Origin of the sequence: Nocardioides sambongensis, assembly GCF_006494815.1 — a bacterium.
Lineage (GTDB): Bacteria > Actinomycetota > Actinomycetes > Propionibacteriales > Nocardioidaceae > Nocardioides > Nocardioides sambongensis.
In genome coordinates this window covers 3,974,503-3,991,007 of record NZ_CP041091.1, presented here as the reverse complement: position 1 = coordinate 3,991,007, position 16,505 = coordinate 3,974,503, and the positions used below count along the sequence as shown (strand labels likewise).

Sequence of the window (16,505 nt, the reverse complement as noted above, 5' to 3'; positions counted from 1 at the left end):
ACCGGGTCGCCGAGCCGCACCACTCAGGCGGAGCGCACCGCCACCACGTCCGCGAACGCGTCGAGCGCGGAGCGAACCGAGCCCTCGGGCAACGCGACGAGCAGCTTCTTGGCCTCCTCGGCGCGGGCCACCACGTAGGTCCGGGCCTGCTCCATCGCCGGGTGGGCACGCAGCAGGGTGAGCGCCTCGGCGTGGGCGTCGGCATCCGCGGCCAGGTCGGTGCGCTGCGGGTCGAGCAGCTCCAGCAGCCGGGCGTCGGCCGGGTCGGTGGACGCGCGGGCGATCAGCACCGGCAGCGTCGGCACGCCCTCCTTGAGGTCGGTGCCCGGGGTCTTGCCGGACTCCTCGGTCTCCGAGGCGATGTCCAGGATGTCGTCGCTCAGCTGGAACGCGGTGCCGACGAGCTCGCCGTACTGGGTGAGCGCGGCGACCACGTCGGGCTCCGCGCCGGCGAAGAGCGCACCGTAGTGCGCCGAGGTGGCGATCAGGGATCCGGTCTTGCCGGCGACCACCTCGAGGTAGTGCTCCAGGGCGTCCTCGTCGGGACCGGGCTCGACGGTCTCCAGGATCTGACCCTCGACCAGGCGGGTGAAGGTCTCGGCCTGGATCCGCACCGCCTCCGGGCCGAGCTGAGCGGTCAGCTCGGAGGACTTCGCGAAGAGGAAGTCGCCGGTGAGGATGGCGACCAGGTTGTCCCAGCGGGCGTTGGCCGAGTCCTCGCCGCGACGCAGCGCGGCCTCGTCCATCACGTCGTCGTGGTAGAGCGAGCCGACGTGGGTGATCTCGACGACGCAGGCCGCGGCCTCCACGGCGGGGTCCTCCGGGTGGGGACCGGTCTCGGCGGCCAGCAGGACCAGCAGGGGCCGGAACCTCTTGCCGCCGGCGGCCAGCAGGTGTCGCGCCGCCTCGGTGACGAACGGGGCCCGGCTGGACGCGTGCTCGAAGAGCGCGGACTCCACGCTCTCCAGGCGCGCGCGGAGCCGGTCGGCGAGCGCGAGGTCGTCGATGGGGAGCGCCAGCTCGGCCGTCACCGGCGAGCTCGGGAGGCCCTGGTCAGGTGGGGTCACCTGATGAAGTCTCCCGCACCGGCCACCAGATCCAGAACCGGCCCCGGTACGACGCCCAGCGCGACCGTCGCGACCAGGCAGACCGCCACCGTGCCGGTGGTCAGCAGCGACGGCACCGCGACCGCAGCCTGCTCGTCGGCGTCGGGCTCGCTGAAGAACATCAGCCGCACGTAGCGCACGTAGAAGAAGATCGCCACCATGCTGGAGCCGATCGCGACCATCACCACCGGCCAGGCCCCCGCCGACATCGCCGAGGTGAAGACCGCCCACTTGCCGATGAAGCCGGCGGTGAGCGGGATCCCGGCCATCGAGAGCAGGAAGAACGCGAACGCTCCGGCGACCAGCGGCGAGCGCTTGCCCAGGCCCGCCCAGTGGTTGAACGCACCTGCCTCGCCGCCCGCGTCGCGGACCAGGGTGACGATGGCGAACGCGCCCACCATCGAGAAGCCGTAGGCGGTCAGGTAGAACAGCACACCGGTCAGCGAGGAGTACTGGCCCTCGGCCAGCATCCCGATGCTCTGCGCGCCCAGGACACCGGTGAGGATGAACCCGGAGTGCGCCACCGACGAGTAGGCGAGCATCCGCTTCACGTCGGTCTGCGGGATGGCCAGCACGGCGCCGAGGACCATGCTGAGGATGGCGATCACCCACAACATGGGCTGCCAGCTCCAGCGCTCGCCGTCGAAGGCGACGTACAGAAGGCGGGCGAGGGCGCCGAAGGCCGCGATCTTGGTGCCGGCCGCCATGAACGCGGTGACCGCGGTCGGGGCGCCCTGGTAGACGTCCGGCGTCCAGGCCTGGAAGGGGACGGCACCGACCTTGAACAGCAGGCCCACCGACAGCAGTGCGATGCCGGCGAGCAGCAGCCCGCGGCTCTCGGTGCCGGCGTGGACGGCCTCGTTGATGCCGGTGAACGACATCGAGCCGGCGTAGCCGTAGATCAGCGCGGCGCCGTAGAGGAAGAAGCCGGAGGCGAAGGCGCCCAGCAGGAAGTACTTCATCGCCGCTTCCTGGCTCAGCAGGCGGCGGCGCCGCGCCAACCCGCAGAGCAGGTACAGCGGCAGCGAGAGGACCTCGAGCGCGACGAACATGGTGAGCAGGTCACCGGCGGCCGGGAAGAGCAGCATGCCGGCGACGGCGAACACCAGCAGCGGGTAGACCTCGGTGTGCTCCAGCCCCCGGGTGGAGGCCTCCCGCTCGGTCTCGCTGCCGGGGGCGGCCGCCGCCATCGGCGTGAACGCGGAGACGCCGCCCTCGAGGCGCCGCTCGGCGAAGAGCAGGGCGCCGCCGATCGCGAAGATCAGGAGCAGGCCCCAGAGGTAGACGGTCGGACCGTCGACCACGATGCTGCCCTCGGCCCCGACCAGTCCGCGTCCGGTGCGGCCCGCGTCGTCGGTGGTCTTGTCCAGGTTGACCCCGACCACCACGGTCGCGACCAGGGCCGCACCGAGGCCGACGACGGTCAGGGCGATCTGCGGTGCCCGGCGGGCGCCGCGGGGCAGGAACGCCTCCAGCAGGATGCCGAGGCAGGCGGTGCCGAAGACGATCAGCAGCGGCGAGAGCTCGGCGTACTCGAGGGTGGGCTTGACGAACTCCATCAGTGAGCCTCCTCCGTCGCGCTCTCCTCGGCCGGCGTGACCTCAGCGGGGTCGACCGTCGGCGGATCGTCGGTGACGTCGATCTGGGCGAACAGGTCCTCGACCATCGGGTTGCTGACCTCCAGCAGCGGAGCCGGGTAGAAGCCGAAGAGCACCAGCGCGGCGACCAGCGGGGCGGCGGCGGCGACCTCGCGGACGCCCACGTCGCGGTGGCCGGCGGCCGTCTCGGGCGTCGGCCCGGTGAAGGTGCGCTGGTAGAGCCAGAGCACGTAGATCGCGGAGAGGACGACCCCGGTGATCGCGATCGCGCCGACCCACCAGTGGTAGTCGAACGCGGCGACCAGCACCAGGAACTCCGAGACGAACGGGCTCAGCCCGGGCAGGCCGAGGGTGGCGAGGCCGGCGATCAGGAAGAGCCCGGCCAGCACCGGGGTCACCTTCTCCAGCCCGCTCATCTCCCGGATCGAGGCGGTCCCGGTGCGCTGGATGACGTAGCCCGCGGCGATGAACAGCAGCGCCGTGCCCAGCCCGTGGTTGACCATGTAGAGGATCGAGCCGGTGCCGCCCTGGGTGGAGAAGGCGAAGATGCCGAGGGTGATGAAGCCGAAGTGGCTCAGCGAGGTCAGACCGATCAGCCGCAGCACGTCGTCCTGCCCGATCGCGATCAGCGCGCCGTAGACGATCGAGACCAGCGCCAGGGTCACCACGACCGGGGTGGCCCACTCCGATGCCTCGGGGAAGATGCCCAGGCAGAACCTGATCATCCCGAAGGTGCCGATCTTGTCGAGGATGCAGACCAGCAGCACCGACGTGCCGGGGGTGGCCTTCTCGGTGGTGTCGGCCAGCCAGGTGTGCAGCGGGAACAGCGGCGCCTTGACCGCGAAGGCGACGAAGAAGCCGAGGAAGAGCCAGCGACCCACCTCGGTGTCGATGTCCAGCGCCTCCAGGTCGCTGAGCAGGTACGACGGCGAGCCGGCCTGCGCGGAGACCACGTAGAGCCCGATCACGCTGGCCAGCAGCACCAGGCCGCCGGCCAGCTGGAACATCAGGAACTTCAGCGCCGCCCGTCCCCGGCCGTCGCGCCCGAAGCCGCCGACCAGGAAGTAGGCCGGGATCAGGGTGGCCTCGAAGACGACGTAGAAGAGGAAGACGTCGGTCGCGCAGAAGACCGCGAGCGAGAGGCCCTCCAGCGCCAGCGCCCAGGCCACGAAGGCGCGGGCACCGCCGCCGTGCGGGTCGTCGGCCAGGTGCCACTCGGCGACCAGCACCAGCGGCACCAGCAGCACGGTGAGCAGCACCATCAGCAGCCCGAGCCCGTCGACGGCCAGTGCGTAGTGGACGCCGAACGCGCCGATCCACTCGTGGGTCTCGCTGAACTGGCGTCCGCCGTCGGCCTGGTAGCCGATCGCGACGAGAGCGCCGATCAGCAGGGTGACCAGCGCGACCCCGAGTCCGAGCGTCTTGCTGATCGTGCGGGGCAGCAGGGCGACCGCGAGGGCACCGGCCAGCGGGAGCCAGACCAGCAGTGAGAGCACAGGGATGTCGTTCAGTGCCTCGTTCACAGGTTCACCACCACGATGGTCAGCACCAGGAGCACCGCTCCTGCGAAGACGGACAGGGCGTAGGACCGGACGAACCCGGTCTGCAGCCGGCGCAGGCCGGTGCCGACCCCGGAGATCGTGGTGGCACCGCCGCTGAAGGCGCCGTCGACCACGCGGTCGTCGGCGGCGGTCAGCGCGGTGACCGTGTGGCGGCCGGGGCCGACCACCAGGCCCTCGTTGATGGCGTCGCCGTAGAGGTCGGCGCGGGCGGCCCGGGTCACGAAGGAGACGTCGGCCGGGGCCTCGCGCGGCACCTCGCGACGCCCGACCAGGAACCAGGCCAGGGCGACGCCGACCGCGACCACGGCGACGGTGATCAGGGTGATCACGATGACCGGGATCGGCGGCTCGTGGTGCTCGGCGTGGCCGACCACCGGCGAGAGCCAGTCGACGATCCAGTCACCGGCCAGCAGGATGCCGCCGAGCACCGAGAGCGCCGCCAGCACGATCAGCGGGAAGGTCATCACCGCGGGGCTCTCGTGCGGGTGGACGTCGTCCTTCCACCGCTTGTCGGTGAAGAAGGTCATCAGCATCAGTCGGGTCATGTAGAAGCCGGTGACGCCGGCGCCGAGGAGCGCGCAGAGGCCGACCACCGGGCTCTCGATCAGGGCCGTCTCGATGATCTTGTCCTTGGACCAGAAGCCGGAGAACCCGGGGAACCCGATGATCGCGAGGTAGCCCATCGCGAAGGTCAGGAAGGTGACCGGCAGCATCTTGTTCAGCGCGCCGTAGTGGCGCATGTCGACCTCGTCGTCCATCGCGTGCATCACCGAGCCGGCACCCAGGAACATGTTGGCCTTGAAGAAGCCGTGGGTGAGCAGGTGGAAGATCGCGAAGGCGTAGCCCGCCACACCGAGACCGGCGCCGAGCATCATGTAGCCGATCTGGCTCATCGTGGAGCCGGCCAGCGCCTTCTTGATGTCGTCCTTGGCGCAGCTGATAATCGCGCCCCAGAGGATGGTGACGGTGGCGACCACCACGACGGCGGTCTGCGCGTGCGGTGCGAGCTCGAAGACGAAGTTGGAGCGGGTGATCAGGTAGACCCCCGCGGTCACCATCGTGGCGGCGTGGATCAGTGCCGAGACCGGGGTGGGGCCCTCCATCGCGTCCAGCAGCCACGCCTGGAGCGGCACCTGTGCCGACTTGCCGCAGGCGCCGACCAGGAGCAGCACGCCGATCCAGTTCATCGTGGCCTCGCCCGCCCCCGGAGCGAGGTGGCTGATCACCGTGAAGCTGGTGCTGCCGAAGGTGACGAAGAGCAGGAAGATCGCCAGACCCATGCCCATGTCGCCGACCCGGTTGATCACGAAGGCCTTCTTCGCGGCGGCGGCCGCCGAGGGCTTGTGCTGCCAGAAGCCGATCAGCAGGTAGGAGGCGAGACCGACGCCCTCCCAGCCCAGGAAGAGTCCGACGTAGTTCTCCGCGAGGACCAGCATCAGCATGGCCGCGACGAAGAGGTTGAGGTAGGCGAAGAACCTGCGGCGGCGCGGGTCGTGCGCCATGTAGCCGATCGAGTAGATGTGGATCAGCGAGCCGACGCCGGTGATCAGCAGCAGGAACAGCGCCGACAACGGGTCGTAGAGCAGGTCCATGCCGACGTCGAGGTGTCCGGTGTCGAACCACGTGTAGAGGTGCTGGACCAGTTGCCGGTCCTCCTCGTCGCGACCGAGGAGCTGGACGAACAGCACGGTGCTGATCGCGAACGAGCCCAGGATCGTGGCGGTGCCGAGCAGGTGTCCCCACGCGTCGGTGCGCTTGCCGCCGAGCAGCAGGATCGCGGCGCCGGCCAGCGGCAGCACGATGATCAGCCAGAGCAGGCTGAAGGCACCGTCGGCCTCGATCGGGGCGACGACGGGGACGTGGGTCTCCGCCGCCGCAGCGGTCAGCGAGCTGAGTGCAGACATCCTCTTCCCCTCAGAACTTCAGCAGGCTGGCGTCGTCGACCGAGGCCGAGCGCCGGGTGCGGAAGATGGCCATGATGATCGCGAGCCCGACCACGACCTCGGCGGCCGCGACGACCATCACGAAGAACGCGGCGATCTGCCCGTCGAGGTTGCCGTGGTGGTGGGCGAAGGCGACGAACGCCAGGTTGCAGGCGTTGAGCATCAGCTCCACGCACATGAACACCACGATCGCGTTGCGCCGGGTCAGCACCCCGATCCCGCCGATGGTGAACAGGATCGCCGAGAGGATGACGTAGGGCATGGTGTCCATCAGTCCTCCCCCTTCCCGGGCGTCGCGCCCTGCTCGGGGTCACCGGACTCCGGCGGCGCGGGGACGTCCTCCTCGCTCTGCGCGGTCGCACCCGCACGGCCGGCGGTCTCCGGGGTGGTGGTCGGGTCGCCGAGGTGCTCGGCCATCGCCTCGACCTGGTCCGGGTCCGCGGTGCGCATGCTGCCGCGGGCGGCCAGCACCCGGGAGACCGAGGCACCGGCCGGAGTCCCGTCGGGCAGCAGCGCCGGGGTGTCGACGGCGTTGTGGCGCGCGTAGACGCCCGGGGACGGCAGCGGCCCGAGCGGCTTGCCGCTGGAGGTGAAGTCGCGGACGCGCTGCGCGGCAAGGTCCGCCTGGGTGGTCTTGGGCCGGAGCCGCTCGCGGTGGGCCAGCACCATCGCCCCGACCGCCGCGGTGATCAGCAGCGCGCTGGTCACCTCGAACGCGAAGATGTAGCGGGAGAAGAGGATGTTGGCGAGGCCCTGGACGTTGCCGTCGGCGTTCGCCTCGTCGAGGCCCACCGCCGCGCCGAGAGTGAGCTGGCCCAGTCCCAGCACCATGGTCACGACGAACACCAGACCGACCACCCACGCCATCACCCGCTGGCCGGGGATCGTCTCCACCACCGAGTCCGACGCGTCCACGCCGACGAGCATCAGCACGAAGAGGAACAGCATCAGGATCGCGCCGGTGTAGACGATGATCTGCACCGCGAACAGGAAGGGCGCCTCGAGCACCGCGTAGAGCACGGCGAGGCTGATCATCACCACGGCCAGCAGCAGCGCGGCGTGCACCGCCTTGCGGACGAAGAGCAGGCCGAGCGCGGCGATCACCATGATCGGCGCCAGCACCCAGAACGTCGCCATCACGCCTCCTTCTGGCTGGCGCTGGTCCAGGCTTCCTGCGCCTCGGCCTCACCACCGGTGGTGGCCGGGTCGGTCGCCGGCGGAGGCGCGCTGTACTGGCCGCGGTAGTAGTCGCCCTCGTCCTCGCCCAGCCGCATCGCGTGGGGCGGCTGCTCCATGCCGGGCAGCAGCGGGGCCAGCAGGTCGGACTTCTCGTAGATCAGGTCGGCCCGGTTGTCGTCGGCCAGCTCGTACTCGTTGGTCATCGTCAGCGCGCGGGTCGGGCACGCCTCGATGCACAGGCCGCACAGGATGCAGCGCAGGTAGTTGATCTGGTAGACGCGGCCGTAGCGCTCGCCGGGGCTGAACCGCTGGGAGTTGCCGTCGGCATCGGGAGAGTCGCTGTTGGAGGCGCCCTCGACGTAGATCGCGTCCGCGGGGCAGGCCCAGGCGCACAGCTCGCAGCCGACGCACTTCTCCAGGCCGTCGGGCCAGCGGTTGAGCTGGTGCCGCCCGTGGAACCGCGGCGCGGTGGGCAGCTTCTCCTTCGGGTACTGCTCGGTGACGACCTTGCGGAACATCGTCCGGAAGGTCACTCCGAACCCCGCGACGGGGTCCCAGAACTGCTCCTTGAGCGAGGGGGACTTCTCGGGCTCAGCCATGACGCACCTCGGAGACGGTCACATCGGGGTCGGAGGGGAAGACCAGCGGAGCGGCCGCACCGCGTACGGCGCCACCCGCCGGGATCGGGGGCACCGGGAAGCCGCCGGCACGGGGACCGGGCTCCTCCGGCTCGTCGGCGACCTGCTTGTCCGGGATGAGGAAGAGCAGCAGGAAGAGCGCCAGCAGGACGCCGGCGACGATCAGGATGGTGCGGGTGTCGAAGGTGAGGTCGTCGCGGGCCACCCGCATCGTGGCGACCGCGATGATCCACACCAGCGAGATCGGGATCAGCCGCTTCCAGCCGAACGCCATGAACTGGTCGTAGCGCAGCCGCGGCAGCGTGCCGCGCAGCCAGATGAAGATGAAGATGAAGAAGAAGACCTTGCCGAAGAACCACAGCACCGGCCAGTAGCCCTCGTTGGCACCCGCCCAGACCTCGTCGATCCAGAACGGGGCGTGCCAGCCGCCGAGGAACAGCGTGGTGGCCAGCGCGGAGACGGTCGCCATGTTGATGTACTCGGCGAGGAAGAACAGCGCGAACTTCAGGCTGGAGTACTCGGTGTGGAAGCCGCCGACCAGCTCGCCCTCGGCCTCCGGGAGGTCGAACGGCGCCCGGTTGGTCTCCCCCACCATCGCGATCGTGTAGATCACGAACGAGGGCAGCAGGATCAGCCCGAACCACAGGTCGTCCTGGGCGGCGACGATCTCGCTGGTGGACATCGAGCCCGCGTACATGAAGACCGACACCAGGGCGAGGCCCATCGCGACCTCGTAGGAGATCATCTGCGCGCTCGAGCGCAGCCCGCCCAGCAGGGAGTACGTCGACCCGCTGGACCATCCGCCGAGCACGATCCCGTAGATGCCGATCGACGCGATCGCCATCACGAACAGCACCGCCACCGGCATGTCGGTCAGCTGCAGCGGCGTGGTCACGCCGAAGAAGTTCACCTCGGGACCGAACGGGATGACGCTGAACGTGACGAAGGCGGGGACGGTGGCGATCACCGGCGCGAGGACGAACACCGCCTTGTCGGCGGCCTTGGGGATCAGGTCCTCCTTGAAGGCCAGCTTGACCCCGTCGGCCAGCGACTGGAGCAGCCCGAAGGGACCGTTCACGTTCGGGCCGATCCGGTGCTGCATCCGGGCGACGACGCGGCGCTCCCACCAGATGTTGAAGAGCGTCAGCAGCACCAGCACGACGAAGACCAGCAGGGTCTTGACGACGATCACCCACCAGGGGTCCTGGCCGAACGCGTCCAGCGGGCTGGCGGCCAGCACCGCCCCCGACGAGACGGAGTCGACGATCTGCCCGGTCATGCCTGGCCTCCCTCGATGCGGACGGTGCTGCCCGGCGAGGCGAGGTCGCTGAGGACCCCGTCGCCGGTCGAGTTCGCCGGCAGCCAGACGGTGCCCGCGACCATGTCGTCGCCGACCGCGGCGGGGACGGTCACCGAGCCGCGGTCACCGGTGAGGGTGATCGTCGATCCGTGGGCGTCGTAGAGGGCCGCGGGGAGGAGGGCGTGGGCCGGTCGGGCGGTCGCCTTGAGGTACTTGTCGCCGTCCAGCATCGAGCCGTTGTCGACCAGCTGCTTCCAGGTGGCCAGGCGCAGCTCGTCACCGGCGGCGGCCCCGGGGGCCGTGGGCGCGTCGACCGCAGGCGCGCTCGCCCGTGCTCCGTCCCAGGGTCCGACGTCGGTCATCTCGGCGCGCACCTGCTCCACCGTGCGGAACCCGAGGGGGGCACCGATCTCCTCGGCGATCCCGGCGAGCGCACGCAGCTCCGGCAGCGAGGCCGGGTTGGCCAGCGCGGCACCGAACGGGCGGGGACGTCCCTCCCAGTTGACGAAGGTGCCGGCCTTGTCGGTGGTCGGCGCGACCGGGAAGACCACGTCGGCGGCGTCGGTGACCTCGGTGGCGCGGAGCTCGAACGCGACCACGAACGGCGCCGCGGCCAGGGCGGCGCGGGTGGCGGCCGGGTCGGCGGTGTCGGCGGGGTCGACCCCGGCGACGACGAGGCCGCCCAGTCCGCCACCGATGAGCGAGGCCAGGATCGCGTCGGCGTCCCGACCGGCTGCGTCGGGCAGTCCGGGCACACCCCACGCGGCGGCGAGATCGGCGCGGGCGGCCGGATCGGCCACCGGACGTCCTCCGGGCAACAGGCCGGGCAGGCAGCCGGCCTCCACCGCTCCGCGGTCCCCGGCGCGACGGGGCACCCAGGCGAGCCGGGCTCCGGAGGCGTCGGCCGCGGCGGCGACGGCGCTCAGGGCGCCGGGCACCGTGGCGAGCCGCTCTCCGGCCAGGATCACCGTGTCGCCGTCGAGCTCGGCGGCCAGCACCGCGAGCGCGGCGGGCTCGTCACCGGGCGCGGTCGGGACCAGCCGGCCGGAGAGCTTGGTGAGCCCGCGGGTCCGGTACGGCGCCAGCGCGATCACCGCGGTGCCGCCGGCCAGCACGGACTTGCGCAGGCGCAGGAAGATCGTGCCGGCCTCGTCCTCGGGCTCCAGGCCGACCAGGACGACGGTGGACGCCGACTCCAGGTCGTCGTACGAGACCCCGGTGTCGGGGCCGGTCAGGGCGACCCGGGCGGCCAGGAAGTCGGCCTCCTCGGAGGAGAGCGGACGAGCCCGGAAGTCGATGTCGTTGGTGCCCAGCGCGACCCGGGCGAACTTGCTGTAGGCGTAGGCGTCCTCGCAGGTCAGCCGCCCGCCGGTGAGCACTCCTACCCCGCCGTTCTGCCGGGCGGAGGCGAGGCCGCGGGCGGCGACGGCGAAGGCCTCGGGCCACGACGCCGGGCGCAGCGACCCGTCCTCGTCGCGGACCTGCGGATAGGTGATCCGGTCGTCGGCCGAGGCGTAGGCGAAGGCGAACCGGTCCTTGTCCGAGATCCACTCCTCGTTGACCGCCGGGTCGTTGCCGGAGAGGCGACGCATCACCTTGCCGCGCCGGTGGTCGATCCGGATCGCCGCACCGCAGGCGTCGTGCTCGCCGACACCCGGGCTGGAGACCAGGTCGAAGGGGCGGGAGCGGAACCGGTAGGACTCCGAGGTCAGCGCGCCCACCGGGCAGATCTGGATCACGTTGCCGGAGAAGTAGGAGAGGAACGGGGCGTCCTCGGCGATGCCGATCTGCTGCTCCGCGCCGCGCTCGACCAGTGCGATGAACGGGTCGCCGGCGATCTCGTCGGCGAAGCGGGTGCAGCGCTGACAGACGATGCAGCGCTCGCGGTCCAGCAGCACCATGGGAGAGAGGTTGATCGGCTTCGGGAAGGTCCGCTTGACGCCGTGGTTGCGTGCGTCGGAGAAGCGGGACTCGCCGCGGCCGTTGGACATCGCCTGGTTCTGCAGCGGGCACTCGCCACCCTTGTCGCAGACCGGGCAGTCCAGCGGGTGGTTGATCAGCAGGAACTCCATCACGCCCTGCTGCGCCTTGTCGGCGACCGCGCTGCTGGCCTGGGTGTTGACCACCATCCCCTCGGCGACCGGCAGCGTGCAGGACGCCTGCGGCTTCGGGAACCCGCGGCCGTTGCCGGCGTCGGGTACGTCGACGAGGCACTGCCGGCAGGCGCCGACGGGAGCGAGCAGCGGGTGGTCGCAGAACCGGGGGACCTGGACGCCGATCTGCTCGGCGGCGCGGATCACCAGGGTGTCCTTGGGCACCGAGACCTGGATGCCGTCGATGGTGACACTGACCAGGTCGGAGCGCTCCGGACTGGTCTCCGTGCTCGGGTCGGGGCTCTTCTGCGGGCTGGTGGTCATGCCGTCACCTCCTGGGCCGCGAAGGCGGTGGAGCGAGTCGGGTCGAACGGGCACCCACCGTGGGAGAGGTGGGCCAGGTACTCCTCGCGGAAGTACTTGATCGAGCTCGAGATCGGGCTGGTGGCGCCGTCGCCCAGCGCGCAGAACGACCGGCCGAGGATGTTGTCGCACTGGTCGAGCAGCAGGTCGAGGTCCTCCTCGCTCCCCTCCCCGCGTTCGAGCCGGGTCAGCGCCTGGACCAGCCACCAGGTGCCCTCGCGGCACGGCGTGCACTTGCCGCAGGACTCGTGCTTGTAGAACTCCGTCCAGCGGAGCACGGCCCGGACCACGCAGACGGTGTCGTCGAAGATCTGGAGCGCCCGGGTGCCGAGCATCGAGCCGGCTCCCCCGACGCCCTCGAAGTCGAGCGGCACGTCGAGGTGCTCGGGCGTCAGCAGCGGGGTCGAGGAGCCGCCGGGGGTCCAGAACTTCAGTCGGCGCTCGCCGTCGGAGGTCTGCCGGATGCCACCGGCCAGGTCGATCAGCTCCCGCAGGGTGATCCCGAGCGGCGCCTCGTACTGGCCGGGCCTGGCGATGTGGCCGGAGAGGGAGAAGATCCCGTGCCCCTGGGACTTCTCGGTGCCCATCGAGGCGAACCACTCCGCGCCGTTGCGCACGATGGCCGGCACCGACGCGATCGACTCGACGTTGTTGATCACCGTCGGGCTGGCGTAGAGGCCGGCGACGGCCGGGAATGGCGGGCGCAGCCGTGGCTGGCCCCGGCGGCCCTCGAGGCCCTCGAGCAGCGCCGTCTCCTCCCCGCAGATGTAGGCGCCGGCGCCGGCGTGGACCACCACGTCGAGGTCGTAGCCCGAGCCGTGGATGTCCTTGCCGAGGTGGCCGGCGGCGTACGCCTCGGCGACCGCGGCCTGCACCCGGCGGATCACGTGCAGCACCTCGCCACGGACGTAGATGAACGCCTTGTTGGCGCGGATCGCGTAGGAGCTCACGATGACTCCCTCGACGAGCACGTGCGGGTTGCCCATCATCAGCGGGATGTCCTTGCAGGTGCCCGGCTCGGACTCGTCGGCGTTGACCACCAGGTACTTGGGCTTCGGGTTGTCCTGCGGGATGAAGGACCACTTCATGCCGGTCGGGAAGCCGGCGCCGCCGCGGCCGCGCAGGCCGGAGTCCTTGACACAGGCGATCACCTCGTCCGGGGTCATCGCGAAGGCCTTGTCGAGCGCGTCGTACCCGCCCTTGGACTCGTACGCCGGCAGCGTCCACCCGCGTTCGACGTCCCACATGTCGGTGAGGACCGGGGTCAGGGTGTCAGCCACGGTCGTCCCCCTTCTCGTTCGCCCTCTCCCCGGACGTGGCACTGTCCGTGGTCTGCTCGACGGTCTCCGCCTCGGCGCGACCGGTGTCGGCGCGGGCGACCGCCTCCTGCTTGTCGTCCGCGACGTCGTCCTCGGTGGCGCTCACGCCCGGGTCGGGCGCGGTCCAGCCGCGCTCGCGGGCGATCTCCAGGCCGGCCAGGCTGGCGGCTCCGGCGGTCGGGCCCTCGTCGACCAGGCCGTCGGGGAAGCCGGCGAGGACCCGCTCCGCCTCACGCCAGGTGCACAGCCGCGGACCGCGGGTGGAACGGACCTCGTGGCCGGCGCGCAGCGCCTCGACCATCTGGACCGCGGACTCCGGGGTCTGGTTGTCCATGAACTCCCAGTTGACCATCACCACCGGGGCGTAGTCGCAGGCGGCGTTGCACTCGACGTGCTCCAGGCTGACCGTGCGTGCGTCGCCCTGACGCTTTTCGGCGACCTCGTCGTTCCCGATCTCCAGGTGCTCCTCGAGGCGGGCCCGGATCGCGTCGCCACCCATCACCGCGCAGAGCGTGTTGGTGCAGACGCCGACGTGGTAGTCGCCGACCTCGTGGCGCTTGTACATCGTGTAGAACGTGGCCACCCCGCTCACCTCGGCAGGGCTGATGTCGAGGATCTCGGCGCACGCCTCGATCCCCTCCGGCGTGACCCGGCCCTGCACCGCCTGCACCAGGTGCAGCATCGGCAGCAGCCCCGAGCGGGCCTCGGGGTAGCGGCCGGCGATCTCGCGCAGCTCGCCGAGCGTCCGGTCGTCCAGGCTCATCGGTCGACGCCTCCCATCACCGGGTCGATGCTGGCGACCGCGACGATGACGTCGGCGATCATGCCGCCCTCGCTCATCACGCCCATCGCCTGCAGGTTGTGGAACGACGGGTCCCGGAAGTGAGCCCGGAAGGGTCGGGTGCCGCCGTCGGAGACCACGTGGGCACCGAGCTCGCCGCGCGGCGACTCGATCGGCACGTACGCCTGTCCCGCCGGCACCCGGAATCCCTCGGTGACCAGCTTGAAGTGGTGGATCAGGCCCTCCATCGACTCGCCCATGATGTGGCGGATGTGGTCGAGGCTGTTGCCCATCCCGTCGCTGCCGATGGCGAGCTGGCTGGGCCACGCGATCTTCTTGTCGGCGACCATCACCGGGTCGCCCTCCATCTTGGCCAGCCGGTCCGCTGCCTGCTCGACGATCTTCAGCGACTCCCACATCTCGTTGAGGCGCAGCCGGAACCGGCCGTAGGAGTCGCAGGTGTCCCAGGTCTGCACGTCGAAGTCGTAGGTCTCGTAGCCGCAGTAGGGCTGGGTCTTGCGCAGGTCCCAGGGGTAGCCGGTGCTGCGCAGGATCGGCCCGGTGAGCCCGAGCGCCATGCACGCCTCGAGGTCCAGGTGTCCGACGCCCTCCAGGCGACCCTTGAAGATCGGGTTGGCGTTGCACAGGGCGGCGTACTCGGGAAGGCGCTTGCGCATCAGTGCGATGAAGGAGCGGATCTCGTCGAGAGCGCCGGGCGGCAGGTCCTGGGCGACGCCGCCGGGACGGATGAAGGCGTGGTTCATCCGCAGCCCGGTGATCAGCTCGAAGAGGTCGAGCACCAGCTCGCGCTCCCGGAAGCCGATGGTCATCACGGTGAGGGCGCCGATCTCCATGCCGCCGGTGGCGATCGCCACCAGGTGCGAGGAGAGCCGGTTGAGCTCCATCAGCAGGACCCGCATCACCGAGGCCTTCTCGGGATCTGGTCCTCGATGTCGAGCAGCCGCTCGACGCCGAGCACGTAGGTCATCTCGTTGTAGAACGGCGACAGGTAGTCCATCCGGGTGCAGAACGTGACGCCCTGCACCCAGGTCCGGTACTCCATGTTCTTCTCGATGCCGGTGTGCAGGTAGCCGATGCCGGCCCGGGCCTCGGTGACCGTCTCGCCCTCGATCTCCAGGATCAACCGCAGCACCCCGTGGGTGGACGGGTGCTGGGGGCCCATGTTGACCACGACGCGCTCGCTGGCCTCGCCCTCGGCGAGACCGGCGGCGATCTCGTCCCAGTCCTGGCCGGAGACGGTGAAGACGCGTCCCTCGGTGGTCTCGGTGGAGCCGGCGTAGAGGTCCTCGTCGGCGGTGTCGGTGGAGTTCGTCGCCATCAGTTGTAGCTCCTCCGCTGGTCCGGCGGCGGCACCGTGCCGCCCTTGTACTCCACGGGGATCCCGCCGAGCGGGTAGTCCTTGCGCTGCGGGTGTCCGGGCCAGTCGTCGGGCATCAGGATCCGGGTCAGCGCCGGGTGCCCGTCGAAGATCAGGCCGAACATGTCGTAGGTCTCGCGCTCGTGCCAGTCGGCGGCGGGGTAGATGCCGACCACCGACGGCAGGTGCGGGTCCGCATCGGGTACGGCGACCTCGACCCGGATCCGCCGGTTGTAGGTCATCGAGCCGAGGTGGTAGACGGCGTGCAGCTCGCGGCCGGTGTCGTCCGGGTAGTGCACCCCGCTGACCCCGCTGAGGAACTCGAACCGCAGCGACGGGTCGTCGCGCAGCAGCCGGCACACCGCCTCGATGTTCTCGCGCGCGACGTGGAAGGTGATCTCGCCGCGGTGGATCACCACCTGCTCGATCAGGTCGTCGAGCTTGTCGGCGACCGTGTCGAACCAGCCACCGAACGGTCGCTGGGCGGCGCCGGGCAGGACCACCCGGCTGACCAGTCCGCCGTAACCGCTGGTGTCGCCGGAGCCGCGGGTGCCGAACATCCCGTGCCGCTCACCGATCGCGTGCTCGCCGGGAGGTGCCGGCACGTTCTCCGGCGACTGCTCGACGGCGGCCTGGTCCGGCGCCTTGTCGGTGTCCTCGGCACCCTGCGGGGTGGGGTCCTTCTCGTCGCTCACCGCATGAGTCCCTTCTGGTCGCCGGTGGGCAGGGCGCTCAGGCCCTCGGCCTCGAGCTCGCGGATCTGCTCCTCACGGCGGACTCCGAACGGCGTGTGCTGCACCTTCTGGTGGAGCTTGAGGATCGCGTCGATGAGCATCTCCGGCCGTGGCGGGCAGCCCGGCAGGTACATGTCGACGGGGACGACGTGGTCGACGCCCTGGACGATCGCGTAGTTGTTGAACATGCCGCCGGAGCTGGCGCACACGCCCATCGCGAGCACCCACTTGGGCTCGGCCATCTGGTCGTAGATCTGGCGCAGCACCGGGGCCATCTTCTGGCTGACCCGTCCGGCGACGATCATCAGGTCGGCCTGCCGGGGCTGGCCCGGAAGACCTCCATGCCGAACCGGCCGGTGTCGTACTTCGGTCCGCCCGACGTCATCATCTCGATGGCGCAGCAGGCCAGCCCGAAGGTGGCGGGCCAGAAGCTGGCCTTGCGCATGTAGCCGGCCAGGCCCTCGACCGTGCTCAGCAGGACCCCGCTGGGGAGCTTCTCCTCGATACCCAT

Annotated in this window: 12 protein-coding genes and 2 pseudogenes; all 14 read right to left on the bottom strand. The window is 70.6% G+C overall.

Annotation, left to right across the window (positions count from 1 at the left end; translation table 11 throughout):
• Positions 1 to 23: 23 nt before the first annotated feature.
• The 14 genes and pseudogenes from FIV43_RS18565 to FIV43_RS18500 all read right to left on the bottom strand — a co-directional run bounded on the left by FIV43_RS18565 (position 24) and on the right by FIV43_RS18500 (position 16,505).
• On the bottom strand, positions 24 to 1,067 hold the full coding sequence (locus tag FIV43_RS18565; protein ID WP_231123523.1) for a polyprenyl synthetase family protein: 1,044 nt from the start codon (positions 1,065 to 1,067) through the stop codon (positions 24 to 26).
• Positions 1,064 to 2,665 (bottom strand): NADH-quinone oxidoreductase subunit NuoN, encoded by a 1,602-nt coding sequence (gene nuoN, locus FIV43_RS18560; RefSeq protein WP_141015325.1) that lies wholly within the window; start codon positions 2,663 to 2,665, stop codon positions 1,064 to 1,066. Before nuoN ends, FIV43_RS18565 begins: the two co-directional genes overlap by 4 nt.
• Positions 2,665 to 4,227: an NADH-quinone oxidoreductase subunit M gene (locus FIV43_RS18555; protein WP_231123522.1), complete on the bottom strand. Its 1,563-nt coding sequence runs from the start codon at positions 4,225 to 4,227 to the stop codon at positions 2,665 to 2,667. Before FIV43_RS18555 ends, nuoN begins: the two co-directional genes overlap by 1 nt.
• Positions 4,224 to 6,170: an NADH-quinone oxidoreductase subunit L gene (gene nuoL / locus FIV43_RS18550; protein ID WP_141015324.1), complete on the bottom strand. Its 1,947-nt coding sequence runs from the start codon at positions 6,168 to 6,170 to the stop codon at positions 4,224 to 4,226. Before nuoL ends, FIV43_RS18555 begins: the two co-directional genes overlap by 4 nt.
• 10 nt (positions 6,171 to 6,180) lie before the next feature.
• Complete coding sequence (gene nuoK, locus FIV43_RS18545) at positions 6,181 to 6,480, bottom strand: NADH-quinone oxidoreductase subunit NuoK (RefSeq protein ID WP_141015323.1); 300 nt, start codon at positions 6,478 to 6,480, stop codon at positions 6,181 to 6,183.
• Positions 6,480 to 7,346, bottom strand: coding sequence for an NADH-quinone oxidoreductase subunit J (locus tag FIV43_RS18540; RefSeq protein ID WP_141015322.1), 867 nt, complete (start codon positions 7,344 to 7,346; stop codon positions 6,480 to 6,482). The genes nuoK and FIV43_RS18540 overlap by 1 nt, the downstream gene beginning before the upstream one ends.
• Complete coding sequence (gene nuoI / locus FIV43_RS18535) at positions 7,346 to 7,987, bottom strand: NADH-quinone oxidoreductase subunit NuoI (protein ID WP_141015321.1); 642 nt, start codon at positions 7,985 to 7,987, stop codon at positions 7,346 to 7,348. The genes FIV43_RS18540 and nuoI overlap by 1 nt, the downstream gene beginning before the upstream one ends.
• Positions 7,980 to 9,305: an NADH-quinone oxidoreductase subunit NuoH gene (gene nuoH / locus FIV43_RS18530; protein ID WP_141015320.1), complete on the bottom strand. Its 1,326-nt coding sequence runs from the start codon at positions 9,303 to 9,305 to the stop codon at positions 7,980 to 7,982. Before nuoH ends, nuoI begins: the two co-directional genes overlap by 8 nt.
• A complete protein-coding gene (locus FIV43_RS18525) occupies positions 9,302 to 11,743 on the bottom strand; it encodes an NADH-quinone oxidoreductase subunit G (protein ID WP_141015319.1) in 2,442 nt (813 codons plus the stop codon). Before FIV43_RS18525 ends, nuoH begins: the two co-directional genes overlap by 4 nt.
• Complete coding sequence (nuoF, locus tag FIV43_RS18520; RefSeq protein ID WP_231123521.1) at positions 11,740 to 13,062, bottom strand: NADH-quinone oxidoreductase subunit NuoF; 1,323 nt, start codon at positions 13,060 to 13,062, stop codon at positions 11,740 to 11,742. Before nuoF ends, FIV43_RS18525 begins: the two co-directional genes overlap by 4 nt.
• Positions 13,055 to 13,864, bottom strand: coding sequence for an NADH-quinone oxidoreductase subunit NuoE (gene nuoE, locus FIV43_RS18515; RefSeq protein WP_141015318.1), 810 nt, complete (start codon positions 13,862 to 13,864; stop codon positions 13,055 to 13,057). The genes nuoF and nuoE overlap by 8 nt, the downstream gene beginning before the upstream one ends.
• Positions 13,861 to 15,221: pseudogene (locus tag FIV43_RS18510) on the bottom strand (NADH-quinone oxidoreductase subunit D). Before FIV43_RS18510 ends, nuoE begins: the two are co-directional and overlap by 4 nt.
• Positions 15,221 to 15,955 carry an NADH-quinone oxidoreductase subunit C gene (locus tag FIV43_RS18505; RefSeq protein WP_141015317.1) on the bottom strand — a complete coding sequence of 245 codons (735 nt, stop codon included), beginning with the start codon at positions 15,953 to 15,955 and terminating at the stop codon, positions 15,221 to 15,223. The pseudogene FIV43_RS18510 and the gene FIV43_RS18505 overlap by 1 nt, the downstream one beginning before the upstream one ends.
• Positions 15,952 to 16,505: pseudogene (locus FIV43_RS18500) on the bottom strand (NuoB/complex I 20 kDa subunit family protein). Before FIV43_RS18500 ends, FIV43_RS18505 begins: the two are co-directional and overlap by 4 nt.

Excerpts from the sequence above, each read along its gene's own strand:
- nuoL (WP_141015324.1), bottom strand. The coding sequence starts at position 6,170 with ATGTCTGCACTCAGCTCGCTGACCGCTGCGGCGGCGGAGACCCACGTC.
- nuoN (WP_141015325.1), bottom strand. The coding sequence starts at position 2,665 with ATGGAGTTCGTCAAGCCCACCCTCGAGTACGCCGAGCTCTCGCCGCTG.
- nuoE (WP_141015318.1), bottom strand. The coding sequence starts at position 13,864 with ATGAGCCTGGACGACCGGACGCTCGGCGAGCTGCGCGAGATCGCCGGC.
- nuoK (WP_141015323.1), bottom strand. The coding sequence starts at position 6,480 with ATGGACACCATGCCCTACGTCATCCTCTCGGCGATCCTGTTCACCATC.
- nuoI (WP_141015321.1), bottom strand. The coding sequence starts at position 7,987 with ATGGCTGAGCCCGAGAAGTCCCCCTCGCTCAAGGAGCAGTTCTGGGAC.
- nuoH (WP_141015320.1), bottom strand. The coding sequence starts at position 9,305 with ATGACCGGGCAGATCGTCGACTCCGTCTCGTCGGGGGCGGTGCTGGCC.
- FIV43_RS18525 (WP_141015319.1), bottom strand. The coding sequence starts at position 11,743 with ATGACCACCAGCCCGCAGAAGAGCCCCGACCCGAGCACGGAGACCAGT.
- FIV43_RS18540 (WP_141015322.1), bottom strand. The coding sequence starts at position 7,346 with ATGGCGACGTTCTGGGTGCTGGCGCCGATCATGGTGATCGCCGCGCTC.